Here is a 26,453-nt window from a genome sequence, read left to right as displayed (position 1 = left end):
TATACTGGATATAAATTACTCATACATAAGTAAAAACCATTTAAACCTAGTGTATTGGCTGTGCCAATTATAAACGACACTGTGAAACAACTTATTGGTTATATTGGATAGCTTAGATAGTTACTGATCTTAAAGACTCTCTCGCATATACTTAAACGGGTTTTATCGAGGATTTTTTAATGTTTACTATCTCAAAAGGTTTTACTTTAGTTGAACTAATGGTCACCATCGCAATTGCGGCTTTACTTCTTTCTATTGGCGTCCCCTCTTTTACTGCAATGTATGAAGCGACTCGTAGCGCAAATGAAATACAAAAAATTAATGACCTTTTTGCCTTTGCGCGAAATCAAGCAGTGAATTACGGTGCTACAGTCACAGTATGCCCCTATGCAGTCCCTCCATGTGGTAATGACTGGAGTAAGGGATTTAGTGTGTATATTGAAAAAAATGGTTCAAAAAAAGTCCTAAAGGTAATAGATGGATTTAACTCTAAAGATACGATTTCACTAACTGGCCCGACAGATAAAACCGTGAACTTTACTTCTGATGGCCTAGTATCTACTGAAACATCTATTATATATTGCCCAAGTGGAGAAAGTGATGGTTCTAAAAGCATAAAAATTAGTACATCAGGATTAATTAAAGAGGGAAGTGATAACCAAAGTTGCTTATAACTGACTGAGCATCCACTTACAAATTATCACTATATTAAATTTCAAAAATGCCAAATCAAATGAAACGATTTGGCATTTTTAATACTGAGTTTAAAAACATCGTTTTGACGCTAAGTTTTTATTAAGCTTAAAATGAATCACTAAAAGTGTTTATCTAGGTGTCAACTTATCCAATTCTTGAGCCTTAAGGCTGTTGAAAGAAGCATTAAGTTCAACGCATTCTTCAACTGCATTGATGTATGACTTTTTACCATCATTTGAGTGATGACGAAGAGTGCCTACAAGGCTAGCCATTCGTAACGGCATTTCACTCATCTTCCAACGATAAAAAGCAATTTCAGCATTATTATTAAACGTTACATAACATTTGAAATCCTGTTCGACTTGAGGATTTCCAGTAACAGCCCAAACTTTGCTCGATATCAACACCAAAATCGTGGAGAGAATGACTCGTTTCATTTCCAACACTCCGCACTTGGACCTTTAGCCCCTGTATCTGTTAAGGTCAAAGGAGCACAGGAAGAATCACGACTTGCCTGTATCCCTTGAGCGACTGCTTTTAGCGTAAATGATGTTGTACCACTTGATGTCACAGAATAATTACCATGTTCAGTAATATAGGGATCTGCGCCTATCAGCTTAGTTAAATCAGTAGCATACTTACGATTATCTAAGTAATACTGTTCTTGTAAATTAGCTAATCTCATCAACGCCGACAATCCTTCAGCTCTCGTACTTTGCGCAACGTATCGAGTATAAGAAGGATATGCAATTGCCGATAAAATGCCAATAATGACAACAACAATCATCACTTCAATTAATGTAAATCCTTTATCTTTAATCTTCATATTTACTTATTCATTTATATGGTAATAAATTTTATTGGTATTTAAACCACCACCCAATCCAATGGTTCCTTTGCATTCGCCATTCTCACACTCCCCTTTTCCTACACCAATAATATACGCTTCAGCTTTTTCTCCATCTTTAGGCTTAGGAATAACTATTTGGGGAGTATCAGGTACCCGCTCACCTACCTCGTAATAAACTTGGCTATAAGAACGAGTCCCCTTATGCAAATCGAACACGTACAACCTACCTTGCCCTGAAAAACCACACACACCTGAATCCAAATCAACTGATTGATTAGTTGGCGGTACAAAAGAGGTAAAATAGACTTTACCATTAAAAATTAGTGATGCTGATAAACTCTTTTCTCCAATAGCTGTAAAGCTGTACTGCCAGCCTTTCATTTTTCCAAATGCAATATCACCATCTTTATCACTAGGAGCTGAATTGGTGACATCATAAAGATCCATAGAAGTCAATGTTACAGGCTTTGTAGTAAAATTTTGCGTTACAACGTTACGGTCTTGGAATACATAAAATTTATCTTTAATACTTAAGCCTAGTGGGTTATCACGATTACCCGAACCAATCGTCACAGCATCATAAGGAATTTTTTGATAACTTAAAGTTGCGCCATCTGAATGCACATTATTAAATTCAGTCTGAGCAACCACTGGACCCGCAAAAAACATACGATTATCCGGTGCAGGCCCGGCAATGGATGCGAACTTAAATACTGTCCACTTATCCTTGTCTGTGCCAAATAAATCCATACGCCAAACATTGCCTGAAATATCACTAGAGTATATGCGGTCAGTATTACCATCATTATCGCTATCGAGTATAGCAACTTTAGCAACAACACTCCCCATACCTGTATCGGTAAATTTTGTGATAAGCGTGCCATCCTTTGCATTTACGATATAAACCGCTTGTCCAGAACCTTGAGCCGATGCCATACCTCCACCAAAAATTAATACAGGATCACTAATTCCTTTTAAAAATGTAACAACAGGCTCTGACCAAGTTTGGCCCAAATCTTCAAAGCCAGTTGAATCAGAATTAATCATCCATTTAAATGTTGGTGAATCTGGTTTTGAAATATCTAAAGCATAATAAGATGTACCACCACTACGCATACCTAAGTAAAGCCAAGCATCTTTTACTTTGCCCGTACTATCTGTTTTTGTGTAAGCCACTGGGGATAAATCCATCCCATAAACAGAATGCACACCCGTTGCAGGATTATTTCTTAGTTTAGGAATATTGCCCCAAAGCTCATTAGGGATAAATGCCCAGGATTCAGAAACTGAACCCACAGAATAATCTGCACTACCCAAATCGGAGTCCTTAAACATATGCACTAAACCTTGGTTAGTACTAAGAATAATCCTCACATCCATAGTGGTAGCAGATCCAAAATTAATTGCTAAAGGTTTAGAGTGCAGAGGATCGCCCATCATATCCTCCCTAGGATCTGAAGTGCTATCGTCATTATCATCATCATCGACATCCACACCATACAACCAATCCAAATCAGTTTGTGAATAGCTAGAAACGAAGGAAGACGTTGCCAAATTCACTAGATTGGTACCGCTATTAGTATAAATTTTGCGATTTTTAAGCTGGCTTCTTAATGTCGGTAATACCCCACCAGACAGCACCTTATTTCCATCGTTTACACCGGAACAAGCATTCCAATAGGTACATGTATCAATAGAAATGTTACCATTTGTATCAATAGCATTAGCGCTACCGCCAGGACCGACAATCTCCCCTGCTGAGTTCACCTTTAGCTTTTTAAGGTTACCACTCCAACGCGGACCATTTCCAGGCAGAAACATAGCATAATATGCGGCATTATAGGTTTGAGTTTTATCAAAATTATTACTGGCAATACTTGGAGATGTAAACGTAGAGTCAATCGTTAAAATTGATTTTAACGCATCGTCCAAAGCCGTTACTAAATCAAGACCATTTTTTGCGACATAGTATCCTTTAGAAATACCATCACTATTGCGCGGATTTCCACCTCTAAAAGCTGTTTCTTCCAATAAATCTGCTGCCGCATCAGCACCGTCCGAAAAACCAATAGTAAAAATACGAATATTTTGTTTGTTATCAACTCCCATAGAATCTTTATTTCCGATAACTACATCATTGTTGTACATATAGGCAGCTAAAGCCGGCATGTAACTAGTATCATTTTCATTCTGAGGATTTTTAAAGTTAAATATAGTATAATCAGCATCTTTATTTTTAGCTGTCGAAGTTAAATTTTTAATTAGTAAATCAGCTGACTTATCAACTGTTGGTGCACCATCAGTAATATAAATAACATAAGCTGTATCAGGACATTTTTTAAAAGGAGTTGAATAATTTCCTGTCATTAGAATGCTTGGCGGGGTATTTTTTTTATAATTTAAAGACTTATAATCAGTATCTTTATTTCCAAAGGTTACTGGACCACCACTAAAGTACATGTAAGCCTCATAAAGAGTTTCACATAATGGCGTATTTGTTTGCGCCGGCATACCTTTGATTAAATTGGTTAAACTTGTTTTATTCACTGAATTCATTTCAGCCAAGTCATAAACAACTCGGCCACCATCAGCATTAGATTCATCAGGAAAATTAAGATTAAATACAGCCAGACTAGCATCAATTGGTACAGCAAGTGAGTCTAAAGCAGAAATTAATGCTTTCTTGGCAACATCAAGACGAGTACCAACACCACCACTCTCTTGTCCTTCTTTAGTTGTCGTAACCCATTTGTGCCAGACTAGATAATGAGCAGTATAAAGCGTCACTGGTTGCCCTGAGCCAAACTGAGTGTTTTTTAAACTATTTAAGCGGTCGGTTTCGGTAGCGCTGGTTGTATACATCGATTTATTGTTTATGGGATAACCATTTGCAAAAGAGTTACCTTTCAATTTACCCGGATTAACAGGATCAGCATTTAAAATATCTTCATAGCAATCAACAATATCATTTTGATTAAAACCATTATTATCAGCAAGATTATTCCATGTATTTCTGTTGCTACTAAACTCTCTTAAATAACCAGTATAACGTCCTTTAGAAACTAAAGCCTTTGCAGCTGTATTGCAGTTATTATTATCTTTATAAAATCGTCTCCCATCATTAGGCTTATCGGGAGTAGGCATATTACTAGTATTATCAATTCCCCCTGCATTCCAGTAGGTTCCCTTGTCGTTAATATAACCTGAGTAATTCTCCAAAAAAGTTCCAAATCCATCAGGATAAGTACAAACTCCTGCATTTTTATCTGCCTCAGAGCAATAAGAAGTTACAGCATTTTCTTCCACGGTGGACATACTGCCAGAATTATCAAAAATAAAGAGTACCTGCGGGCGTTTGCCTGTTCTAACTGTTGAATCCACCAAATAGAGTTCAGTATCATCAGCAAACGTCAAGCCTGCTGAAAAAGTGATAACTATAAATATTCCAATGAGCAATTTGTTTAACATGATATTAATCCTATTAAGGCAAGACTTGCTGCTCTACACCTGATACAACGGTTAGTTGACCTAAGTCATCTCGACCAAATGTTCTTGTACTACTAATTTCCACTCGGCGACAATTCACTAAATTAGCCCCAGTTGCGTTTGCTGTTCGCTGACAGGCTACATTTCTAACTCCTGTAAGGGGGTATGGGGTAAGTTGCTGTACACCATTAAAAAGTTTTTCCGTAGTAGCAACATTTAGATTCGCCAATAGCATGCCTTCATATTTTAGTATCACTTGCTGTAGCCCACCATCAGCAATTGATTTAGCTTCAATCCGCTCAGCTCCGGCTCCAGACATACGTATGGCTTGGGTTGAATTGACGGCTAAGGCGACACCTATTATTGTCATTAAAAGCAGTACAATGAGTGCGAAAAATAATACTATCCCTTTCTGCTTTCTCATCTATTCGTCCTCTAATTGCGAATTAACACAGGATTGGCAAGCACCATAGTGGTTGAAACCACTTTTCGTCTAAAGTGGTCATTTAATCCTTTGATTTCCTTGTCACCTAAAGTGTAAGTCGTATCATTTGTATAGCTTTTATCTTCATCGATTGCTCTAACTAATAAATAAACTCTAACAGCAACTAAACGCTGAAATAATTCGTTATCCCACATTAAAGGTGTAACATTTTCAGCAGGCATAAAACTATCAGCGGTATCATCGCCATCATTATCAAAACCATAGAGAATACGCATATTTTCTATGCCTTCGACTAATTGTTCTTCATTGTTCATACCATTGTTTTTTGTTAACGTTTTACGTCTTAACACCGGTACTAAACCATCATTCTTAATAAAATAAATATGATGTTGATATTCCCAAAATCGTGCATTTTCAAGCGCAGGATTCGGAGGATTACCCCCTTTAAATAACACCGCTTGACTAGAATTTGCTGCCATGTAATAGCGCTCTCCGTTGGGATTTGTAACTGGAGGCCCGATCAGCCTTTTTATTTGGATCACATCCGTATTTGCATTAACACCATTTAAGCACGTTAACTCCACAGCACTTTTACCTGCTTCATATCCCCACAGTCTTCTAAAGTGTGCAGGTTCATTATTGGGCAATGTGCCATTATTTATCCCAGCCCCAATACAATCATTCGCGATGCCATCTCTTAATGTCATATTGGTGCCAAGTACAAAATCGGTTCCAGTGATATCACCCATAAAGCCGAGTTGGGTAATATCTCTTTCCATCAGCGCCAATGCAATCCTGCCATTTTCTTGTAATTGGTTGAATTGACTAGTCGTTACCACATTTGAAGATGACATACTAAACATAGCGAACAGCCCTAGCGTAAGAAATAGCCCGATCAGCATCGAAACCATTAACTCCACTAACGACATTCCCTTTTGAAAATTCGTCATTTTGTCTGCTCGCCTAAATAATCACTGTTGATACGACAAAAATACGTCGACGAGTGCCAAGATCTTCACCACATTCATTCCCTGTGTATGTTGTGCCGGCTCCCTCACGAATACCTCTCCACGCCACGGCAACAGTCACCGTCGTTCCATCAATGGCTATACAAGCTGTTGGAGTATCTAATCCACCGACATTTTGGCCATCAACGATTTCCGCAGCGCCCATGAAACTCTGCTCCCATTGATAAAGGTCCCAAGCTTCAGTTTCAGCTGGAGAACATAAACTGACTGCGCCAACAGCAACATCACACTCTTTAGCCGGCTTAGCCAGCGTTCCAGTATATTCTCCGCTATAATTGGCTAATTGCGTTCGATTAAGCTTCATACGGTTAATAATATCGTTGGCATAGTAAGAAGCTTGTGTCTGCTGAAAAGATTCAAAGCTGCCGCGCTTAGCCACTATGTGTAAATTAAAAATACCGATCAGGCCAATCACTAAGATCACTAATGCAACAAGCACTTCTATTAGTGAGAAGCCTCGTTGAAATTCTTGATGTGTCAATCGTTCGAATTTAGTCATATTTTTGACATGCTTTTCAGCTATTTACCCTTTTAAATCTTAATCTTACGATAAAACCATTGCTAACAGTTAATAATAGATGAGTAAAATGTAAGTGGCCAGTAACAATAGCATATAAGCTGCAATCTCATTATGCTTTGTTTGAATTTAGTCATACTTAGACAATAAAAAAGAGGCCATTGGCCTCTTTCAATTGACTACTATTTTCTACATTAATTAACGTAGTTCAGCGGGTACGGCAAAGACAGTATCTTCTTTTCGTCCTTCGACTTCAGTCACCACACTTGGCGCTAATTTCGCTATGGCTTGAACCACTTGCTGTACAAGAACCTCTGGTGCAGACGCGCCAGCTGTTACAGCAACTTTAGTTACACCCTCAAACCAAGATGAATCAATATCATCTGCAGTATCAACCAAATAAGACTCTGTACCCGTTTTTAATGCTAATTCACGTAAGCGATTAGAGTTAGAACTGTTTTTCGAACCGACCACAATCAACAAATCAACATCGGCCGATAAGTTACGCACCGCATCCTGACGGTTTTGCGTCGCGTAACAAATATCATCCTTACGTGGGCCTTCGATAGACGGGAAACGCTTTAATAAGGCGCTGATGATATCGAGTGTATCATCGACCGAGAGCGTTGTTTGAGTCACGAAGCAGAGGTTATTAGGATCGCGAACTTGTAAAGTCTCGACATCTGCCGGGGACTCAATCAGATAAACACCACCATTGGGGTTATCGTATTGTCCCATGGTGCCTTCAACTTCAGGATGCCCCGCATGGCCAATCAAAATACATTCAATCCCCTTGCGACTCGCACGGGTCACTTGTAAATGAACTTTGGTGACTAACGGACAAGTCGCATCGAATACCCGCAAACCACGTGCCTTAGCCTCGGCGCGTACCGCCTGAGAAACCCCATGCGCACTGAAGATAACAATATTGTTATCCGGTACTTGGTCTAACTCTTCTACAAATACGGCACCGCGATCCTTCAGATTTTGCACCACATAGCGGTTATGCACGACTTCATGGCGAACATAAATCGGCGGCGAAAATAACTCGAGCGCACGCTCAACAATGCTAATGGCGCGATCCACACCAGCACAAAAGCCGCGAGGATTAGCCAGCATAATATTTAAACTTGGGCTGGTAGGATCAAATTTCATCTTACAGTACCTTCACCACGTCGAGTTCAAATGTCACTTTGCGTCCCGCTAGAGGGTGATTGAGATCGACCGTAATCGAATCGCCCGCAACCTCACGCACAATGCCGGGGATCTCACTGCCGCCAGGACCAGCAAAACTCACGATAACACCCACTTCTAGCTCCATATCGGCTGGGAAGCGGGTTCTATCCATATAATGAATCGCATCGGGATTTGACTCACCAAAGGCATCAACCGCTTCAAGCGTAAATCTGTGCTTGTCGCCTTCATTTAAGGAAGCAAGCTGCGCTTCGAATGCTGGGCTTAAAGTACCATCGCCGATATTTAAACGTGCTGGCTTACCCGAGGCTTTAGTGCTATCGGCAGTTGAACCATCTTCAAGCACAATATTCATATGGCACAATAACGAACGTGTCACAGTCACTACTTCACCTCTTCGGTTTTATCTTGTTCGGATTTGCTGTTAAAAAACGAATCCCAAATGATCAGCACTGCGCCGATAAAAATCGCGGAATCAGCGATATTAAAGGCAGGATAATGGCTCTTACCCCAATAAAAATCGATAAAATCCACTACAAAACCATGCATCAATCGATCGATTAAGTTACCTAGGGCGCCACCAATCACTAAGGTGTAAGCCAAATTTAACTTCCATAGGGATGCCGATTGCTTGCGCAGCCACACAGTCAACAAGGTACTAAAACCAACGGCCACTAGGGTAAATAACCAACGTTGCCAACCGCCCGCTTCACTTAAAAAGCTAAATGCGGCGCCATAGTTGCGTACATAGGTGAAATTAAAAAAAGGTAATAACTTCACCGATTCGAACAAATCAAAATTGGCTAAGACCCATTGCTTGGATAGTTGATCGGCCAAAAACACCAATACAACTACCCAATACCAACGTAAGCCACTGTCTTTCCAAGTTAATGGCATACAGATCCTTTACGCAAACAGACGAACTTCGCCGTCACCTTCAATATTGGTTACGCAGCGATGGCACAGCGTTGGGTGAGCCTCAATCGTGCCCACTTCTTCCCTATGGTGCCAACAACGTTCGCATTTCTCTGCTGTTGTCGCATTTACCACTAACTTCAACGACGCCAGTTCGGTTTCAACGGCATCGCTTGTCGCATCCGCCAATGGCAATACTTTGGCTTCAGAGGTCAACAGGACGAAACGCAGCTCATCACCAATGTGTGTTAACTGTTCAGTTAATGCCGCATCAGCAAACAGTGTGACTTCGGCTTCTAAGGAGCCACCAATACGTTTATCACGGCGCGCTTGCTCGATGACCTTGTTGACCTCGTTACGTACAGTCAGCAGATTTTCCCAGTATGCATCGCTTAAATCAGTATCTAAAGTGATAGATTGCAGACCTTGATACCATTCTTGGGTAAACACGTAAGCATCACGTTGACCTGGCAGTAATTGCCACACTTCATCGGCAGTAAAGCTCAGGATTGGCGCAATCCAACGCACCATAGCTTCGGCGATATGGAACAATGCCGATTGACAGCTACGGCGGGCATGGCCCTCTTGCTTAGCGGTATATTGACGGTCTTTAATGATGTCTAAGTAGAAGCTACCTAGCTCAACCGAGCAGAACTGCATCAGCTTTTGCGTCACAATATGGAAGTTATATTGCTCGTAAGCTTCGATAATTTCTTGCTGAAGCGCGGCCGCGCGGCGCACAGCCCAACGGTCTAACGCCACCATATCTTCTACTGCCACTAAGTCCTTCGCAGGGTCGAAGCCATTAAGGTTCGCCAGTAAGAAACGAGCGGTGTTACGAATACGGCGATAAGCATCGGCGCTACGGTTTAAGATTTCATCCGATACTGTCATTTCACCGCTGTAGTCGGTTGCCGCAACCCAGAGGCGTAGAATGTCCGCACCTAGTTTGTTAGTCACTTGCTGCGGCGCAATCACGTTACCGATAGATTTCGACATCTTGCGACCTTTACCATCAACGGTAAAGCCGTGGGTAAGCACTTGCTTGTAAGGTGCTTTACCAGTCATGGCGGTAGAAATCATCAATGATGACATAAACCAACCGCGGTGTTGGTCGCTACCTTCGAGATATAAATCGACGCCATGACCATGAAACTCAGGACGCGCGCCTACCACTGAAGCAAAGGTTGAACCAGAGTCGTACCATACGTCTAAGGTATCGGTCACTTTACGGTATTGTTCAGCTTCTTCCCCGAGTAATTCAGCAGCATCAAGATCCCACCAAGCTTGAATGCCTTCTTGCTCAATACGATTAGCTACACGTGCCATTAATGACACGCTGTCAGGGTGCAGCTCTTCAGTTTCGCGGTGTACGAATAATGTAATTGGTACGCCCCAAGTACGTTGACGGGAGATACACCAATCTGGGCGATTCTCAACCATCTTCTCGATGCGGCTTTGTCCCCAGTCAGGGATCCACTGAGTCTGCTCAATTTCGCTTAATGCTTGCTTGCGCAGGTTGTGGTTATCCATAGAGATAAACCATTGTGGCGTTGCGCGGAAGATAATGGGTGTCTTATGGCGCCAGCAGTGTGGATAGCTGTGACGGTACGCAACATGATGTAATAGCGCGCCTTTTTCTTTTAGCAATGCAACCACATTGTCGTTTGCTTTAAATACGTGTTGACCGGCAAAGAACTCAGTCTCTGGTTTGTAGACACCGTTATCGCCAACTGGGTTTGCCACTTCTAAACCGTATTTTTGACCTACCACGAAGTCGTCTTGACCATGGCCAGGTGCTGTGTGAACCACACCCGTACCGGCGTCAGTCGTCACGTGGTCACCTAAAATTGCAGGTACGTCAAAGGCTAAGAATGGATGCTTAAAACGAACCAGCTCAAGCGCTGCACCTTTAACTTTACCTAACACGCTATGGCTCTCGGCGCCGTAACGCGTCATACAAGCTTCAACTAACACGTCGGCCAGAATAACCGCGTGAGTCGCCCCCTCTTTGACAAATTCAACCAAGCTGTAATCCAGCTCAGGGCTGATAGATAACGCGCGGTTCGCAGGCAGTGTCCAAGGTGTGGTTGTCCAAATCACCATAGCAACTGGATGTGAGTAATCGCTTACACCAAACTGAGCGGCAACGGCTTTGCTGTCAGTCGCACTAAAGGCCACATCGATAGCGGGAGAGGTTTTATCCTCGTATTCCACTTCGGCTTCTGCCAATGCTGAACCACAGTCTGTACACCAATGAACAGGTTTAACACCTTTATGTAAGTGACCGTTTTCAATCACTTTAGATAAAGAGCGTACGATATTGGCTTCGGTGGCAAAGTCCATCGTTAAATAAGGCTTTTGCCAATCGCCCAGCACGCCTAAACGAATAAAGTCAGCACGTTGGCCATCGACTTGCTCGGCGGCATATTTACGGCATTCTTCACGGAATTCGGCCGCAGAAATTTTTTGACCAGGCTTACCGACTTTTTGCTCAACTTTCAGTTCAATTGGCAGACCGTGGCAATCCCAACCCGGCACATAAGGCGCGTCAAAACCTGACATGGTTTTTGACTTAACAATAATGTCCTTAAGAATTTTGTTGACTGAGTGACCAATATGAATACTGCCGTTCGCATACGGTGGGCCGTCATGCAAAATAAAAGGTGTGCGGCCAATTCGGCTATCACGGATCTGCTGATACAGACCGTCTTTCGTCCAGCGCTCTAACATCTCTGGCTCGCGATTTGCCAAATTACCACGCATCGGAAACTCAGTTTCCGGCAAATTCAAAGTAAATTTATAGTCGCTCATTGATCCTATACCGTTAATTAAACTGATAAATATCAGCCTGCATCGTTACCAAATAAAGCTCTGGCCTCATTTGCATCATTCAAAATTTGTTGTTTTAGTGCATCCAATGAATCAAAAGGTTGTTCATCGCGAAGTTTTGCCACTAACTCAACCTCAACATGCTTGCCATAAATGTCACCTTCAAAATCAAAAAGATGCACCTCAAGCTGACAAACTTGACCATTTACGGTCGGGCGGAAACCAATGTTGGCAACCCCTTCATAAATATCGCTATCTTCCCAATAGAGTTTCACCGCAAACACCCCGCGCACCGGCACCACATTTCGCTTGAGGGCGATATTGGCGGTGGGAAAACCTATGGTTCGGCCAATTTTTTGGCCATGGGCCACGCGGCCGCTTAAGGTAAAAGGATGACCGAGTAGACGCCTTGCCTGCTCTAGGTTTCCTTTAGCCAATTGTTCTCTTACCGCGGTCGAACTCACGCGTTGTGAGCCCACCATAAAGCTCTGGGTGCTGACCACGGTAAAGCCGTAACGGACTCCGGCTTGCATCAGCATTTCGAAGTTGCCTCTTCGACCTTGTCCAAAGCAAAAGTCATCGCCCACGACGAGATACTTCACTCCGAGTTTACGCACCAGCAATTCTTCGATGAAATGCTCAGCAGGTTGATCAGCAAAGGCGCGATTGAAGTTAATACACACTAACCGCTCAACGCCTAACTCATCCAATAGGATTATTTTATCCCGCAGTAAGCTCAAACGCGCGGGGGCATTCTCACCTCGGAATAACTCCTGTGGCTGAGGCTCAAATGTCATCACTGTTGGCGGTAACGACAGCTGTTTGGCCTTTTGCACCAGATTAGCAATCACCTGTGCATGGCCGCGATGCACGCCATCAAAATTACCTATCGTCAGCACACAGCCATGGTGAGATGACAAAATGTTATGTGTACCACGGATTAATTCCATAACTTTAGACAACTGCCAAGCGCAAATCGGCTGATTATATAACAGCTAACGATAAGAATCAGCAATCAAACTCCCCGTTTCATTGACCAAGGACGAATTCCCAACGCCAGTAGCCCAAGTAAATACGTGATAGTCCCAACAGCAATCAAACCAATCAAAGCCTTAGCTCGTAAAGCTAAATGCCATTCTACCCATTGAGATTGCGTGGGTAATAAATAGTACAAGACTACCACCATCAATGCCGTAGAGACCACGGCTTTAAGGAAAAACACCATAGTCGGTTTGGTAATACGATAAACCCCTGCTTTATGCAGGCCGCGATAAAGTAATGTGGCATTAAGCAAGGCTGACATGGATGTAGCAATCGCCAAACCCACATAACCAAATGGGATTGCAAATATTAAGTTAAAGCCCATATTGGTGATCATAGCGATGATGCCATAGCGTACGGGGGTTTTAGTATCCTGGCGAGAATAATATCCTGGCGCTAACACCTTGATTAACATAAAACTCAGTAAACCGCTTCCGTAAGCCATCAAACTGTAAGAGGCCATTTGCACATCATTGATAGTAAAGGCGCCGCGCATAAACAATACCATTAACATAGGCTGCGCGAGCACTATCAACCCCATCATCGCAGGCAAACCGAGTAATAAAATCGCTTTAATTCCCCAATCCATGGTGTTACCAAAGCCATCTCCTTCTGCATTCACATGATTTCGCGATAACGCTGGTAAAATCACGGTTGCAATAGCAATACCAAATAAACCAAGTGGAAACTCTAATAATCGGTCTGAATAATAGAGCCAACTAATAGAACCAGTCATCAAGAAGCTGGCGATAAAGGTATCAAATAACAAGTTGATTTGTGAGACAGAAACCCCAAACAATGCAGGGATCATCAAAGTTCTAATCTTCACAACCCCGGGATGTTGCCAACCCCACGAGGGTTTTACTAACGCTTTCTCTCGGAGCAGAAACGGAATTTGGAATAAAAACTGAATTAAACCACCGCAAAATACTCCCCATCCCAAGGCAATTTCGGGCTGAGAAGACGTTGGAGCGAAAAACATTGCCGCCGCAATAATGGCCACATTTAGAAACACTGGCGTAAAAGCCGATACAGCAAAGCGTCCTCGAGTATTTAAGATTGAGCCCGCTAAAGCAGTAAAGGTGATAAACCACAGATAAGGAAAAGTGATTTTTAGAACGACCGTTGCTAACTCAAACTTAGCACCATCAGGTTCGTTATTCAGCCAGGCCATAAACCAGCCGCCACCAAATAATGCGGACAACACAGGAGATGCAATCACACCGACAAGCGTGACAATCGTCACTAAGAGCCCTAAGGTCCCCGCCACCTTACTGAGTAACTCGCGAGTTTCGTCCGAGGTATGCTTTTCTTGATATTCGGTCAGTACAGGAACAAATGCCTGTGCAAAGGCGCCCTCAGCGAATAATCGACGTAAAAAGTTAGGAATTTTATTCGCGAAGAAAAAAACATCAGCGCTTGTCCCTGCACCCATTAAATTGGCAACGACAACATCTCTAACCAAACCTAAAACACGGGAAATCAATGTCATAGCACTAACAATCATGCCTGACTTCAATAATTTTTTACTCAAACGTCCCCCAGACCTATATCGAATGGATTAGGTGATTCATCTCAAAAAATCGACTCAGGCTCTGTCACACTGCGGTAATAGCTGCTAGAATTGCGCCACATATTACACGAGTTGGGTTGAAGATAGCCAAGGCAGGTTGAATTAATTTATCTTTATGATGATTATTCAATCATAGTCATTGACAAAGTGACTAAATGCAGGCATATTCCTCGGCCTTTAAAAGTATCAAATCCAGTTTTTAGGAGTTGCACCTTGGCTAATAGCAAGTCTGCAAAGAAGCGCGCGCTTCAATCTGAAAAGCGTCGTCAGCATAACGCCAGCCGTCGCTCAATGTTACGTACATACGTTAAAAAAGTTATCGCAGCTATCAAAGCTGGTGATCACAAAACAGCAACCGAAGCTTTCGCTGCTGCACAACCAATCGTTGACCGTATGGCGACTAAAGGCCTTATTCACAAGAATAAAGCTGCTCGTCATAAGGCTCGTTTGAACGCTAAGATCAAAGCGCTTGTTGCTTAATTATCTTAGTAAATAAAAAAAACCGGCAATTGCCGGTTTTTTTATATCTGCTGAAAACCATTAATGACAATAAATATTGTTTAGTAAATGGATCATCTCACGCACTTCATCACTCTTCAGTGAATAAAATACGGTCTGCGCTTCTTTGCGTGTGGTTACTAAATTATCTTTGCGTAACCAAGCAAGGTGTTGTGATAGTGCCGATTGACTTAAGCCTAATTTTTTATTCATTTCGCCAACGCACATTTCTCCTTCATTCAGTAAATAACAAAGGATAAATAAACGGCGTTCGTTTGCGAGTGCCTTTAATAGCACCACGGCATGATCGGCTCGCTCCTGCATTAATTCAATATTCATTACGCACATTTTCTCCTAAAACTAACCCCTGCGCTAATATAGCGTTGCCTTACAGATATAGTCGGGACATAAAGCACACTTTTTGCTAGATTGTTTTCAAAAGTGGGACATGCTTAATAAAAACAAAGGAAACCTATGAAACCCTACCAAACAACGTTGATAACAGGCCTTTTTATTAGTGGTTTGAGCGCTTGCCAAACTCATATCGAAACACCAGTCAAAACAGATACCCCTTCTCAATTACAACAAACCGCTTTAGCCTCTTCGATTGGATATGACATTGTCGAATCTCTTACGGTAGAAGTAGGACCGCGCCTTGCTGGTAGTCCAAAAGACATTATTGCCGTGAACTGGGCAATGAATAAGTTAACCAGCCTCGGGTTTGATAAGGTTTATAAAGAGCCAGTACAGGTTCCTATTTGGGAACGTGGAGAAGCCAAAGCCAAGATTATCTCTCCGGTAGAGCAACCTTTGGTGATTACTGCATTGGGTGGCAGCATTGCAACACCAGTAACGGGCATTAGGGCTAGAATAGCTCGCTTTGATAGCCTAGAAGCATTACAACAAGCCAACCCTGATGATGTAAAAGGTAAAATTGCCTTTATCGATCAAAAAACGGAGCGTCATATAACTGGTGAAGGTTACGGAAAAAGTGTCGGTGGCCGCTCGAAGGGCGCAGTCGCAGCAGCACAAAAGGGAGCCGTAGCAATCGTCATTCGCTCAATAGGAACCGACCATGACCGCATGGCACACACTGGCGTAATGCGTTATCAAGATGGTGTGGCTAAAATCCCTGCGGCGGCGATGTCTAATCCCGATGCAGACTTAGTCGATGCCATGTTAAAACGCGATCCGAATGCGGTGCTCGAGCTACATATGTCACCGAAGGATTTAGGTACGAATACCTCTTACAACGTTATTGCAGAAGTCACTGGCAGTAGTAAACCTAACGAAATCGTGCTGATTGGTGCCCATTTAGATTCATGGGATGAAGGTACAGGTGCAATTGATGATGGCGCTGGCGTTGCGATTGTGACAGCGGCAGCAAAACATATTCAAGATCTTCCACAAAAGCCCGCTCGTACAGTGCGAGTAGTACTATATGCCGCTGAAGAAATTGGCTTAGTGGGGGGTAAGGCTTATGCTGAAGCACACAAAGCCGAGTTACCTCTACATTATATTGCTGCAGAATCAGATTTCGGCGCGGGTCCAATTTATCAAATCGACACTAAGGTAAGTGACAACGTTTTCGCCCAAGTTCAAGAGAGCATTAAACCAATGACATACAACGGTGTCGCCCTTGGTAATAATCAGGCCTCTGGCGGACCTGATGTCTCTATGCTACCCGCATTAGGCGTACCTGTTGCATCGTTAAGACAGGATGGCCACGATTACTTCGATTATCACCACACACCTAACGATACCTTAGATAAAATCGATCCTAAGGCTTTGGCACAAAATGTGGCGGCATATGCTCAATTTGCTTATATCATGGCAAACTCAAATTTAGTGTTAACCCCCATTAGCACTGAATCGAAATAAGCCTCATAAGTAAATCATTCACCCATAAAAAGAAAAATGCCAGTCAGCTTAACTGACTGGCATTAAGCCTAAGCAGCTCTTTTTATTTAAGCCGTAATACGTTATTGCGCTTCACGTAAGAATGTTGGCTCATTCGGTTTACTCAATTCTTCACTGTAGTAATAACCTGCCACATCAAATGCTTTTAATTCATCAATCGAACTCACTTGCTGATCAATAATATATCTTGCCATCATTCCCCGCGCTTTTTTCGCAAAGAAACTAATGACTTTGTATTGACCATTTTTAAAGTCTTTAAAAACAGGAGTGATTAATTGTCCTGCTAATTGCTTTGGCTTTATCGCCTTAAAATATTCATTGGATGCAAGGTTGATAATGATCTCATCCCCCTGCGCAGCGACCGCATTATTGACCGCTACGGTGAGAGTGTTGCCCCAAAAATCGTAGAGATTCTTACCTTTAGGATTGGCAAGGGCCGTCCCCATTTCTAAGCGATAAGGTAAAATTAAATCCAATGGCCGCAGTAACCCATATAGCCCAGATAAAATGCGCAACTGCGACTGACTACGTTCAAGCTGTTCAGGTGTCAGGGTATCAGCATCAAAACCTGTGTAAACATCGCCTCTAAAAGCGAAAATAGCTTGCTTAGCATTATCAATACTGTAATCGGGTGTCCACTCGCCAAAACGTGCCGCATTTAAGCCCGCAATGCTATCGCTGACCTTCATTAATGTTGCTATGTCACTGGGGGTTAACCGTTGGCAAACTTGAATGAGCTCTTGGCTATAAGCTAAAAAATCGGGCCGAGTATGGGTTTGAGTCAAGGAAGGTTGCTCAAAATCTAGGGTTTTCGCCGGTGAAACCAAAATCAACATTAACACACTCCAACAAATAAAATACGCCACTATGATACTGAACAAGCATAAAAAAACCACGTACGGATGACGTGGTTTTTCCGATAGCGCTAATCAGTGAACTTGAGCTTAACGACTAACCGCTGATTCAGTACGCGATTTAGCCAACTCATTGGCACTATTGTCCTGCCAAATGCCATCATCAAGTTGTTCCATCAATTCGGGGAACTTACTGCGGTCAAACTCAGGCATTTTGCCACTCTTTAATTGTTCACAGTAATCGTTGATAACCCGTATCGCCAAGCCAGATAACAGCAACAATGCGACGATATTGACGGTAGCCATTAGCCCCATTGACACATCGGCTAAGTTCCACACTAAGCTGATTTTGGCTACGGCACCAAACATCACCATGCCTAATACGCACAGGCGAAATAGCGGTAACGCCTTAGTACTGTTACCCGTTAAGAACATCACATTGGTTTCGGCGTAGGAATAATTAGCAATGATTGAGGTAAAGCAGAATAGAAAAATCGCTATCGCAATAAAGGCACCGCCCCAATCACCAACATGATTCGACATCGCATTAATAGTAAGACGAATACCATCATCACTAGAACCTATGTCACCAGACAACAAGATAATGGCAGCCGTTGCGGTACAAATAACAATAGTATCAACAAAAACTCCCATCATCTGCACAAAGCCCTGAGATGCTGGATGATTAGGATTAGGTGAGGCACTCGCCGCCACGTTTGCTGCGCTGCCCATCCCCGCCTCATTTGAGAACAAACCACGGGCAATACCTGCTTGCATCGCCTGAGCGACTGTATAAGCAACGCCACCTGCTGCTGCCTCTTGCCAACCGAAAGCACTTTTTACAATCAGGCTAATAACTGCGGGTAATTGCTCTAAATTGAACAACACAATAATGAAAGCGATCAGAATATAAGCCAACGCCATAATTGGCACGATAAACTCAGATACTCGCGCAACTTTACGTAAGCCGCCGACGATAACAAAACCACTGGCTAACACTAAGCCGATACCGACATAGGTCGGATCGAAGCCAAACACGCGCTCCATCGCCCCCGTAATGGTATTGGCTTGCACCGCGTTAAACACCAAACCAAAAGCGATGATCAGGAAGAAAGCGAACAACACCCCCATCCATCTCTGACCAAGTCCCTTCTCCATATAATAAGAAGGGCCACCACGAAATTGGCCGTTGGTATCACGCACCTTATAAACCTGCGCAAGAGTGGACTCGACCATAGCCGTTGCCATACCCAACATGGCAATTAACCACATCCAAAAGACAGCGCCGGGTCCGGCGGAGCCAATGGCCACCGCTACACCCGCCATGTTTCCGGCACCTACACGGGCCGCCATACTCGTACAGAATACTTGGAATGAAGACAAACCACTTTCACAGCCTTGGCGGCTCATTGTCATGACTTTTAGAGAGTGTTTGAAGTGTGTAAGTTGAATAAATACAAGTCGTAAGGTGAAATAGAGCCCCGCACCCACCAGTCCGTAAACGAGCAATTTGCCCCAGAGCAGTGCGTTCAAAAAGTTTACAATCGTTTCTAACATATTATTTTACTTCTTCCCGTAGCAAATGCCCTCCCCCACCTATACTTAGCGAGGTGCAACATTTGTGGTGAATGAATCCTTCCAAATAAAGGTAAGAATATCGGTAGATTTATTCTTTCAAATTATCCTTCCGTGAATTTACAACATCACGGCTACCGAATTCAACGCAGCAAAATAGCACAGTATTCGAAATTACTCATGTGATCAAGCCTAGGTTTACATTGTTAAATAGCTACAAGCTCACGATCATAAAGCTTAGATAAGTCACTGTTAATATTAAATTAACAATTTAACAAACTTCATTCACATGCGTTAACGACAAACACAAGTTTTAAAATTTGGATGCAGGGCACATTTTTGTAATAAAATTACAAATATAGTAACTCCAAGAAAACATTATTTACTTCCGTCTGCTCTAGTGAGGCTTAATATGACGACAACACATGAGATAAATGCTCTTAAAAAATACGTAAGAGCCACTAACTTCCTAGCCACCTCCCAGATTTACTTAAAGCAAAACGTACTTCATAAGCGCCCACTAGCGCACTCGGACATTAAGCCTCGCTTGCTCGGTCACTGGGGAACGTGTCCTGGTATCAACTTTGTCTACGCGAACGTTAACCGACTCATTGTAAAACATAATCGTCCCTTTATTTACTTAGTTGGTCCAGGACATGGCTTCCCTGCCGTACAAGCTAACTTATTCATTGAAGGCTCTCTAAGCCACTACTATCCAGAAACCATTCCTTATAATGAAACGGGCATTGAGGATATTTGTAAAAAGTTCTCAGCAGCATACGGTTATCCTTCACATGCTAATCCTGAAGCACCAGGACAAATTCTGGAGGGTGGAGAATTAGGTTATTCATTATCCGTTGGCTGGGGCGCAGTGCTTGATAACCCCGATCTTATCGCGACAGTATTAATAGGTGATGGAGAATCAGAAACAGGCCCATTAGCCGCATCTTGGTATGCAAACCGATTGGTATCACCCGCCACCAACGGCGCAGTGTTACCAATCGTGCATATCAACGGCTATAAAATTTCTGGCCCTACCCGTATGGGACGCATGAGCCATGAAGAATTAGATCTTGAATTCCGCGGTCTTGGCTACCACCCCATTATTGTGGACAGCGAAGCGGAAGAAGATATCTACGTTCAAATGGCAACCGCCATGGATACCGCTTATAGCATGATTAATGATATCCAAGCCCGAGCACGTAAAGGTGAAGATATTGTAAAACCTCGCTGGCCAGTGATTTTAATGCGCACAGCCAAAGGTTGGACTGGCGTAAGCGAATATAATGGTAAGAAGTTAGAAGGCAACTGCGAATCACACCAAGTGATTGTCAATAAATGCGCGACCGATAAAGGCCATCTAGCCGCATTGGATAATTGGTTAGCTAGCTACCAGTTCCAAGAGCTCTATCAAATCAATGCTCAAGGTGAACTGATTTTTGATGCGGATATTAGCTCATTGATCCCACCAAAACACTTAGCTTGTGGTCGCCAACATCTCACTTATGGTGGTGAAGTTGTTAGAGCTTTATCCAATCCTGATCTAGAAAAACTCAGTTACGGTCCAGAAGTACCACGCGGACACCGCGGTTACTCCATGCTGAAAATGGGTGAATGGATGCGTGACGCATTCAAACTGAACCGTGATCAACGCAATTTACGCATTTTCAGCCCTGATGAAACCTATTCAAACCAACTGCAAGCGGTATTTGAAGAAACCGACCGTGCATGGCAATGGCCAATTGAAAGCTGGGATGAAGATATGTCTCGCGATGGCCGTGTGCTAGAGCTTCTTTCTGAGAACTTACTATTTGGTATGTTACATGGCTACACAGTAACGGGTCGCCACGGCATGTTCCCAACCTACGAGTCATTCTCGCAAGTAGTTTCATCCATGGCCGACCAATATTGTAAGTATGTTTATGCCAGTCAAGGGGTGCATTTCCGTAAACCTTTACCAGCGTGCAACGTAGTACTTTCTTCATTATTAGAGCGTCAGGATCACAACGGTTACTCGCATCAAAACCCATCGTTCCTAGGTGCGATGTTAGAAAAACATCCAAAGATTATCTCTGCTTATTTACCAGCTGATGCAAACAGCACCTTAGTGTATACCGAACGTGCTTTTGCGGATCGTGACAAACTAAACATCCTAGTCGCAGGTAAAAAAGAGCTGCCACAATGGCTAAGCTTAGATGAAGCACGTAAACAAGCCAAAGATGGTGTCATGGTGTGGGATTTTGCTTCAGATGAAAATCCAGATATCGTCCTTGCTGGCTGTGGTGATTATGTCACTCAAGAATGTATGGCCTCTTTAGTGATCATTCGGGAAATGCTGCCTAGAGTCAGAATCCGTTTTGTGAGCGTCACCGAATTAAGCAGTGATGGTTTAGGTAGCCGTAAATTTAAAGAAAAACCATGGATGATGGATGAAATATTTACTCAAGATAAAGGAGTAGTATTTAACTATCACGGTTATCCAAATACAATCAAAAAGTTAATTTTTGATTACAAAGGAAGCCGCCGTTTTAGAATTAAAGGTTATGAAGAAGAAGGCTCAACAACTACACCATTTGATATGGGTGTGCGTAATGGAACCTCTCGCTACCACCTTGTTATTGATATGGCTTATAAACTATTTCAACAAGGCGTCATTGATGAGACTAAACACGTTTCAATCACAACAGATATGTTGCAAAGACTTGTTGATCACCGTAACTATATTAAAGCACATGGTGTTGACCCAACTGAGATCGAAAATTGGGTTTGGACTCGCTAGCAGTTAATTAAATTAACAAAATAAATACAATTTAAAGGCATCCAAAAGGATGCCTTTTTAACATCTCAAGTTGATTACAGGATGGAGCCCTATAAAAAAACTTCAGACTAAGCACTGGAAAATTTTAACAAATGCAGTGATAATTAACCGCTGGCTACAATACCAAAGGATCCCCACACTAAGTGCTAGCAATGTTTTGCTTAAAACCCGCAAAGCATATTGGTGGAGAATCATAAACAATGGACTTAGAAAAAATGATGAAGAATACATTAAAAGTAGTTTTACTTACATCAATGCTTCCACTTGCTGCCAGTGCATCTCAAGAGTTAACTCCTTGGTATGTTGGTGCAGGTTTAGGCGTTAATAACTATGAACACATTGCAACTGATAACGGCGATGATAACCCATACGCATGGGACATCTTCGCAGGCTATATGTTTAATGACTACTTTGGTGCAGAAATCGGCTATCGTGATCTAGGTAGTGCAGATTGGACCTATGCAGGCATTAGCAATGATGCAGATGTAAAAGGTGCAACTCTTGGCCTAGTTGGCGTATGGCCACTAGGTAACCGTTGGAGCCTGTCTGCTGAAGCTGGCGCAATGTACTACACCTTAGAAAACAACCAACGCGTTGGTAACGTATCAACTTCTTACAGCGAAAACGACTTCGCACCATATTTCGGTGCTGGTGTTGGCTATAACTTCACTGATAACCTGAAGTTACAAGCTAAATACCGTCGCTATGAAAACTTAGATGATAACGCTGGCGCTAACGCTATCGTTCCAGTAAATGCTGACAGCAACTATTGGGGCTTAGAATTAAGCTACCGTTTTGGTACTCCAGCAGCCGCGGCGCCTGTAGCTGCCGCCGTTGTTGCAGCAGCACCAGTTGACTCAGACAACGATGGTGTATACGACGATAAAGATCAGTGCCCAGCAACGCCTGCAACTCACAAAGTTGACTCTGTTGGCTGTACTATCTATGAAAACGTTAAAAAGCAAGAAGATGTAGGTTCTATCCAGTTTGCTAACGATTCTGCAGTAGTGAAGAAAGAGTACTACAAAGACATCGAAAGACTGGCTAACTACCTGAACAAGAACCCAGAATTCACTGTTGAAATCGCGGGTCACGCTTCTAACGTAGGTAAACCAGAATACAACATGGTTCTGTCTGACAAGCGTGCTGACGCTGTTGCTAAGATCCTTGTTGAAAAATATGGCATCAGCCAAAGCCGCGTAACTTCTAACGGTTACGGTATCACTAAGCCATTAGTGGCTGGTGACTCGAAAGAAGCTCATGCAGCTAACCGCCGCATCGAAGCCATCGTGACAACTACTGAAAAACAACCTGTTCTGAAGTAATTGCACTGTTAAGAATAAAAAAGTCGCTGCTTGCAGCGACTTTTTGTTTTTAAGGCATCTACACTACCTAACCTGATGGCGCTAAGACTGATTAAGTGGCATTCACCACTATGTTCAGCAAGAAACGATATAGTTTTACCATTTTTGTAATTTTTTTACATTGATGGTTGGAAAAGTTGGCAAAATCGCTTCTAATAGTCATCAGTTCATTTCTGAGTTTTGACCGCTATCTGAGAAGGATGTTTTTCATGGCAAATACATTAGAGCAACTCAAGTCATACACTACTATTGTGGCCGATACTGGCGATATTGAAGCAATTAAGCGCTATCAACCAGAAGACGCAACCACTAACCCATCACTCATTCTAAAAGCCGCTCAAATCCCTGAGTATAGCGCTCTAATCGACAATGCTATTGCATGGGCTAAATTACAAAGTGCTGATATTGAGCAACAGATTGATGATGCCAGCGATAAACTTGCAGTGAACATTGGCGTGGAAATTCTGAAACTGGTTCCTGGCCGAATTTCAACCGAAGTGGATGCCCGCCTATCCTTTGATAAAGAAAAATCCATTGCAAAAGCGCATAAGCTTGTTCGTCTATATCAAGAAGCAGGAATAGATAAATCTCGCATTTTGATCAAATTAGCCTCAACTTGGGAAGGCATTTGTGCCGCCAAAGAGTTAGAGCAAGAAGGCATCAACTGTAACTTAACCCTATTATTTAGCTTCGCTCAAGCACGAGCCTGTGCTGAAGCTGGCGTGTACTTAATTTCTCCATTCGTTGGCCGCATCCTCGACTGGTACAAAAAAGACACAGGTAAAGACTATGACGCAGTAAATGATCCTGGTGTCGTTTCTGTAACCGAAATTTACAACTACTACAAGCAGCATGGCTATAACACGGTAGTCATGGGAGCAAGTTTCCGTAATATCGGTGAAATCATCGAATTAGCGGGTTGTGACCGCCTGACTATTGGTCCTTCATTACTCGAAGAGCTAGCAAACTCTCAAGTCGCTATTCAACCTAAACTCATTCCTGCCAGCACTACAGTTGCTGCGGGTGAACCTTTAACCGAAGCGCAATTCCGCTGGGACTTTAACCAAGATCCTATGGCCGTTGACAAGCTAGCAGAAGGCATCCGTAACTTCGCCATCGACCAAGGCAAACTCGAAGTCATGCTCAAGGCTAAACTGGCAAACTAAGTATCTTCGGAGACGATTCGATGACTATCTTGACCCAAAGCACAACATGGAAGGCATTAGCAGCCCATAGCCAGCAGATCCCGCATATGCGGGAACTCTTTGCAGGCGATCCTGCACGCTTTAGCAACATGTCGCTTTCTACCTGTGGCTTATTTTTAGATTATTCAAAAAATAGAGCAACACCTGAGACTCTCAACTTGCTGCTGACACTGGCGCAAGAAGCCAAGCTTGACGCTAAAATCAAGGCGATGTTTGCCGGTGATATCATTAACACCACCGAAAAACGTGCCGTTTTGCATACCGCACTACGCAGTACCGCGGACCAATCCATCATTGCCGAAGGTCAAGATATCGTTCCTGAAGTACAGCAAACGCTGAACAAGATGCAGCAGTTTGTCACTTCAGTCACCTCAGGACAGTGGAAAGGCTACACAGGCAAAGCCATTACCGATATTGTCAGTATCGGTATCGGTGGTTCATTCCTTGGCCCTAAAATTGTTTCCCAAGCCTTACGCCCATACTGGATAACAGGTCTCAATTGCCATTTTGTTGCAAACGTCGATGGCACCTCGATCAGTGAAAAACTCAAGCTGCTCGATCCTGAAACCACGCTTTTTATCATGTCGTCTAAGTCTTTTGGTACACAAGAGACGCTGACCAACACCTTAACGGCCAAAGCGTGGTTCTTAGCTAAAGGTGGTTCACAGTCCGATGTCGCGAAACACTTTGTTGCCGTGACCTCTAACGTGGCAAAAGCAACTGAGTTTGGTATTGATGCCGCTAATATCTTCCCAATGTGGGACTGGGTTGGAGGTCGCTATTCTCTGTGGTCAGCCATTGGTTTACCCATCGCTTTACTCATCGGCATGGATAACTTCCGCTCCCTATTAAAGGGCGCGCACCAAATGGATACCCATTTTGCCACTGCGCCTTTAGCGGAAAATATGCCCGTCATCATGGGACTATTCTCACTGTGGTATGGCAATTTCTTTAATGCTCAAAGCCATGTGGTATTGACCTACGATCATTATCTGCGTGGACTTCCTGCCTACTTCCAACAACTGGATATGGAAAGTAACGGTAAATCAGTCACGCTCAATGGTACGCATGTGGATTACAGCACAGGTCCTGTGATTTGGGGCGGCGAAGGCACAAACGGTCAACACGCTTACCATCAGTTGCTGCATCAAGGTACTGCATTAATTCCTGCTGATTTCATTATGCCGCTGCAAAGCCATAATCCTATCGGTGAACACCATGATCAGTTAGCCTCTAACTGCTTTGGACAAACTCAAGCACTCATGCAAGGCCGTACCTTAGATGAAGCGCTTGCTGAATTGAGCAAGAGCAACTTGAGTGATGAAGAAAAGTTACTTATCGCCAAACACAAAGTCATGCCGGGCAATAAGCCAAGCAACACTCTATTAATGGATAAGCTGACTCCAGAAACCTTAGGCGCACTGATTGCGCTCTATGAGCACAGAACCTTTGTCCAAGGCGCCATTTGGGACATCAACTCCTTCGACCAATGGGGTGTTGAGCTTGGCAAAACCTTAGGTAACGACGTCCTCGCCCGTATAGGTGCAGATCAAGAAGCGACTGCGTTAGATGCTTCAAGCAATGGCTTAATCAATCTTTATCGACGGGGCAAAATCTGATCGAACAAAAAGACCAGCAATTG

The 26,453-nt window shown here is 43.0% G+C and carries 22 protein-coding genes; 7 read left to right on the top strand and 15 right to left on the bottom strand.

Going from position 1 to position 26,453, the window contains the following annotated elements; genetic code table 11:
• Window positions 1-179 precede the first annotated feature (179 nt).
• The gene (locus SHEWPOL2_RS15505; RefSeq protein ID WP_037429633.1) at window positions 180-674 is read left to right on the top strand and encodes a GspH/FimT family pseudopilin; all 495 of its coding nucleotides are present in this window, start codon (window positions 180-182) and stop codon (window positions 672-674) included.
• A gap of 150 nt (window positions 675-824) precedes the next feature.
• Here the strand turns inward: SHEWPOL2_RS15505 and SHEWPOL2_RS15500 are convergent, their stop codons facing one another.
• The 12 genes from SHEWPOL2_RS15500 to murJ all read right to left on the bottom strand — a co-directional run bounded on the left by SHEWPOL2_RS15500 (window position 825) and on the right by murJ (window position 14,538).
• A complete protein-coding gene (locus SHEWPOL2_RS15500; protein WP_037429632.1) occupies window positions 825-1,133 on the bottom strand; it encodes a TapY2 family type IVa secretion system protein in 309 nt (102 codons plus the stop codon).
• Window positions 1,130-1,522, bottom strand: coding sequence for a type IV pilin protein (locus tag SHEWPOL2_RS15495; protein WP_037429631.1), 393 nt, complete (start codon window positions 1,520-1,522; stop codon window positions 1,130-1,132). Before SHEWPOL2_RS15495 ends, SHEWPOL2_RS15500 begins: the two co-directional genes overlap by 4 nt.
• A gap of 6 nt (window positions 1,523-1,528) precedes the next feature.
• The gene (locus SHEWPOL2_RS15490) at window positions 1,529-5,014 is read right to left on the bottom strand and encodes a PilC/PilY family type IV pilus protein (protein WP_037429629.1); all 3,486 of its coding nucleotides are present in this window, start codon (window positions 5,012-5,014) and stop codon (window positions 1,529-1,531) included.
• A gap of 13 nt (window positions 5,015-5,027) precedes the next feature.
• The gene (locus SHEWPOL2_RS15485; protein WP_037429627.1) at window positions 5,028-5,456 is read right to left on the bottom strand and encodes a pilus assembly PilX N-terminal domain-containing protein; all 429 of its coding nucleotides are present in this window, start codon (window positions 5,454-5,456) and stop codon (window positions 5,028-5,030) included.
• 11 nt (window positions 5,457-5,467) lie between these two features.
• Complete coding sequence (locus SHEWPOL2_RS15480) at window positions 5,468-6,427, bottom strand: PilW family protein (RefSeq protein WP_037429626.1); 960 nt, start codon at window positions 6,425-6,427, stop codon at window positions 5,468-5,470.
• 13 nt (window positions 6,428-6,440) lie between these two features.
• Window positions 6,441-7,028: a type IV pilus modification protein PilV gene (gene pilV / locus SHEWPOL2_RS15475; protein ID WP_037429624.1), complete on the bottom strand. Its 588-nt coding sequence runs from the start codon at window positions 7,026-7,028 to the stop codon at window positions 6,441-6,443.
• Between the two features lie 192 nt (window positions 7,029-7,220).
• Window positions 7,221-8,177 (bottom strand): 4-hydroxy-3-methylbut-2-enyl diphosphate reductase, encoded by a 957-nt coding sequence (gene ispH / locus SHEWPOL2_RS15470; protein ID WP_037429623.1) that lies wholly within the window; start codon window positions 8,175-8,177, stop codon window positions 7,221-7,223.
• A 1-nt stretch (window position 8,178) separates the two neighbouring features.
• Window positions 8,179-8,601: an FKBP-type peptidyl-prolyl cis-trans isomerase gene (gene fkpB / locus SHEWPOL2_RS15465; RefSeq protein ID WP_037429621.1), complete on the bottom strand. Its 423-nt coding sequence runs from the start codon at window positions 8,599-8,601 to the stop codon at window positions 8,179-8,181.
• Window positions 8,601-9,113: a signal peptidase II gene (lspA, locus tag SHEWPOL2_RS15460; RefSeq protein WP_011623704.1), complete on the bottom strand. Its 513-nt coding sequence runs from the start codon at window positions 9,111-9,113 to the stop codon at window positions 8,601-8,603. The genes fkpB and lspA overlap by 1 nt, the downstream gene beginning before the upstream one ends.
• A 9-nt stretch (window positions 9,114-9,122) precedes the next feature.
• Window positions 9,123-11,945, bottom strand: a complete 2,823-nt coding sequence (ileS, locus tag SHEWPOL2_RS15455; RefSeq protein WP_037429620.1) for an isoleucine--tRNA ligase — start codon at window positions 11,943-11,945, stop codon at window positions 9,123-9,125.
• 32 nt (window positions 11,946-11,977) lie between these two features.
• On the bottom strand, window positions 11,978-12,913 hold the full coding sequence (gene ribF, locus SHEWPOL2_RS15450; RefSeq protein WP_037429618.1) for a bifunctional riboflavin kinase/FAD synthetase: 936 nt from the start codon (window positions 12,911-12,913) through the stop codon (window positions 11,978-11,980).
• Window positions 12,914-12,978: 65 nt separating this feature from the next.
• A complete protein-coding gene (murJ, locus tag SHEWPOL2_RS15445) occupies window positions 12,979-14,538 on the bottom strand; it encodes a murein biosynthesis integral membrane protein MurJ (RefSeq protein WP_037429617.1) in 1,560 nt (519 codons plus the stop codon).
• Between the two features lie 252 nt (window positions 14,539-14,790).
• Between murJ and rpsT the strand changes: the two genes are divergently transcribed.
• On the top strand, window positions 14,791-15,057 hold the full coding sequence (gene rpsT / locus SHEWPOL2_RS15440) for a 30S ribosomal protein S20 (protein WP_037421209.1): 267 nt from the start codon (window positions 14,791-14,793) through the stop codon (window positions 15,055-15,057).
• 60 nt (window positions 15,058-15,117) lie between these two features.
• Here rpsT and SHEWPOL2_RS15435 read toward each other — a convergent pair whose 3' ends face one another.
• The gene (locus SHEWPOL2_RS15435; protein WP_006084975.1) at window positions 15,118-15,414 is read right to left on the bottom strand and encodes a metalloregulator ArsR/SmtB family transcription factor; all 297 of its coding nucleotides are present in this window, start codon (window positions 15,412-15,414) and stop codon (window positions 15,118-15,120) included.
• Window positions 15,415-15,549: 135 nt separating this feature from the next.
• Here SHEWPOL2_RS15435 and SHEWPOL2_RS15430 point away from each other — a divergent pair, with 135 nt between their 5' ends.
• Complete coding sequence (locus SHEWPOL2_RS15430; protein WP_037429615.1) at window positions 15,550-16,956, top strand: M28 family metallopeptidase; 1,407 nt, start codon at window positions 15,550-15,552, stop codon at window positions 16,954-16,956.
• A gap of 101 nt (window positions 16,957-17,057) precedes the next feature.
• On the opposite strand, the gene yaaA is transcribed toward SHEWPOL2_RS15430, so the two are convergent.
• A complete protein-coding gene (gene yaaA / locus SHEWPOL2_RS15425) occupies window positions 17,058-17,831 on the bottom strand; it encodes a peroxide stress protein YaaA (RefSeq protein ID WP_037421218.1) in 774 nt (257 codons plus the stop codon).
• Window positions 17,832-17,939: 108 nt separating this feature from the next.
• Window positions 17,940-19,406, bottom strand: coding sequence for an alanine/glycine:cation symporter family protein (locus SHEWPOL2_RS15420; RefSeq protein WP_037421222.1), 1,467 nt, complete (start codon window positions 19,404-19,406; stop codon window positions 17,940-17,942).
• Between the two features lie 430 nt (window positions 19,407-19,836).
• On the opposite strand from SHEWPOL2_RS15420, the gene SHEWPOL2_RS15415 reads away from it, so the two are divergent.
• The 4 genes from SHEWPOL2_RS15415 to pgi all read left to right on the top strand — a co-directional run bounded on the left by SHEWPOL2_RS15415 (window position 19,837) and on the right by pgi (window position 26,430).
• Window positions 19,837-22,203 carry a phosphoketolase family protein gene (locus SHEWPOL2_RS15415; protein WP_037421225.1) on the top strand — a complete coding sequence of 789 codons (2,367 nt, stop codon included), beginning with the start codon at window positions 19,837-19,839 and terminating at the stop codon, window positions 22,201-22,203.
• 239 nt (window positions 22,204-22,442) lie between these two features.
• Window positions 22,443-23,567, top strand: a complete 1,125-nt coding sequence (locus tag SHEWPOL2_RS15410; protein WP_037429614.1) for an OmpA family protein — start codon at window positions 22,443-22,445, stop codon at window positions 23,565-23,567.
• A gap of 248 nt (window positions 23,568-23,815) precedes the next feature.
• Window positions 23,816-24,772, top strand: coding sequence for a transaldolase (gene tal, locus SHEWPOL2_RS15405; RefSeq protein WP_037421238.1), 957 nt, complete (start codon window positions 23,816-23,818; stop codon window positions 24,770-24,772).
• A gap of 20 nt (window positions 24,773-24,792) precedes the next feature.
• On the top strand, window positions 24,793-26,430 hold the full coding sequence (gene pgi, locus SHEWPOL2_RS15400) for a glucose-6-phosphate isomerase (protein ID WP_037429612.1): 1,638 nt from the start codon (window positions 24,793-24,795) through the stop codon (window positions 26,428-26,430).
• The last annotated feature ends 23 nt before the right edge of the window (window positions 26,431-26,453 follow it).

Source organism: Shewanella sp. POL2, assembly GCF_000282755.1.
GTDB lineage: Bacteria > Pseudomonadota > Gammaproteobacteria > Enterobacterales > Shewanellaceae > Shewanella > Shewanella xiamenensis.
The sequence above is the reverse complement of the archived record's forward strand: the minus strand, read 5'-3'. Positions and strand labels throughout refer to the sequence as shown.

What these genes read in the sequence shown, in the direction of transcription:
- SHEWPOL2_RS15505 (WP_037429633.1), top strand. Translation starts at nt 180, where the DNA reads ATGTTTACTATCTCAAAAGGTTTTACTTTAGTTGAACTAATGGTCACC.
- SHEWPOL2_RS15500 (WP_037429632.1), bottom strand. Translation starts at nt 1,133, where the DNA reads ATGAAACGAGTCATTCTCTCCACGATTTTGGTGTTGATATCGAGCAAA.
- SHEWPOL2_RS15495 (WP_037429631.1), bottom strand. Translation starts at nt 1,522, where the DNA reads ATGAAGATTAAAGATAAAGGATTTACATTAATTGAAGTGATGATTGTT.
- SHEWPOL2_RS15490 (WP_037429629.1), bottom strand. Translation starts at nt 5,014, where the DNA reads ATGTTAAACAAATTGCTCATTGGAATATTTATAGTTATCACTTTTTCA.
- SHEWPOL2_RS15485 (WP_037429627.1), bottom strand. Translation starts at nt 5,456, where the DNA reads ATGAGAAAGCAGAAAGGGATAGTATTATTTTTCGCACTCATTGTACTG.
- SHEWPOL2_RS15480 (WP_037429626.1), bottom strand. Translation starts at nt 6,427, where the DNA reads ATGACGAATTTTCAAAAGGGAATGTCGTTAGTGGAGTTAATGGTTTCG.
- ispH (WP_037429623.1), bottom strand. Translation starts at nt 8,177, where the DNA reads ATGAAATTTGATCCTACCAGCCCAAGTTTAAATATTATGCTGGCTAAT.
- lspA (WP_011623704.1), bottom strand. Translation starts at nt 9,113, where the DNA reads ATGCCATTAACTTGGAAAGACAGTGGCTTACGTTGGTATTGGGTAGTT.
- ileS (WP_037429620.1), bottom strand. Translation starts at nt 11,945, where the DNA reads ATGAGCGACTATAAATTTACTTTGAATTTGCCGGAAACTGAGTTTCCG.
- ribF (WP_037429618.1), bottom strand. Translation starts at nt 12,913, where the DNA reads ATGGAATTAATCCGTGGTACACATAACATTTTGTCATCTCACCATGGC.
- SHEWPOL2_RS15435 (WP_006084975.1), bottom strand. Translation starts at nt 15,414, where the DNA reads ATGAATATTGAATTAATGCAGGAGCGAGCCGATCATGCCGTGGTGCTA.
- SHEWPOL2_RS15430 (WP_037429615.1), top strand. Translation starts at nt 15,550, where the DNA reads ATGAAACCCTACCAAACAACGTTGATAACAGGCCTTTTTATTAGTGGT.
- yaaA (WP_037421218.1), bottom strand. Translation starts at nt 17,831, where the DNA reads ATGTTGATTTTGGTTTCACCGGCGAAAACCCTAGATTTTGAGCAACCT.
- SHEWPOL2_RS15420 (WP_037421222.1), bottom strand. Translation starts at nt 19,406, where the DNA reads ATGTTAGAAACGATTGTAAACTTTTTGAACGCACTGCTCTGGGGCAAA.
- SHEWPOL2_RS15415 (WP_037421225.1), top strand. Translation starts at nt 19,837, where the DNA reads ATGACGACAACACATGAGATAAATGCTCTTAAAAAATACGTAAGAGCC.
- SHEWPOL2_RS15410 (WP_037429614.1), top strand. Translation starts at nt 22,443, where the DNA reads ATGGACTTAGAAAAAATGATGAAGAATACATTAAAAGTAGTTTTACTT.
- tal (WP_037421238.1), top strand. Translation starts at nt 23,816, where the DNA reads ATGGCAAATACATTAGAGCAACTCAAGTCATACACTACTATTGTGGCC.
- pgi (WP_037429612.1), top strand. Translation starts at nt 24,793, where the DNA reads ATGACTATCTTGACCCAAAGCACAACATGGAAGGCATTAGCAGCCCAT.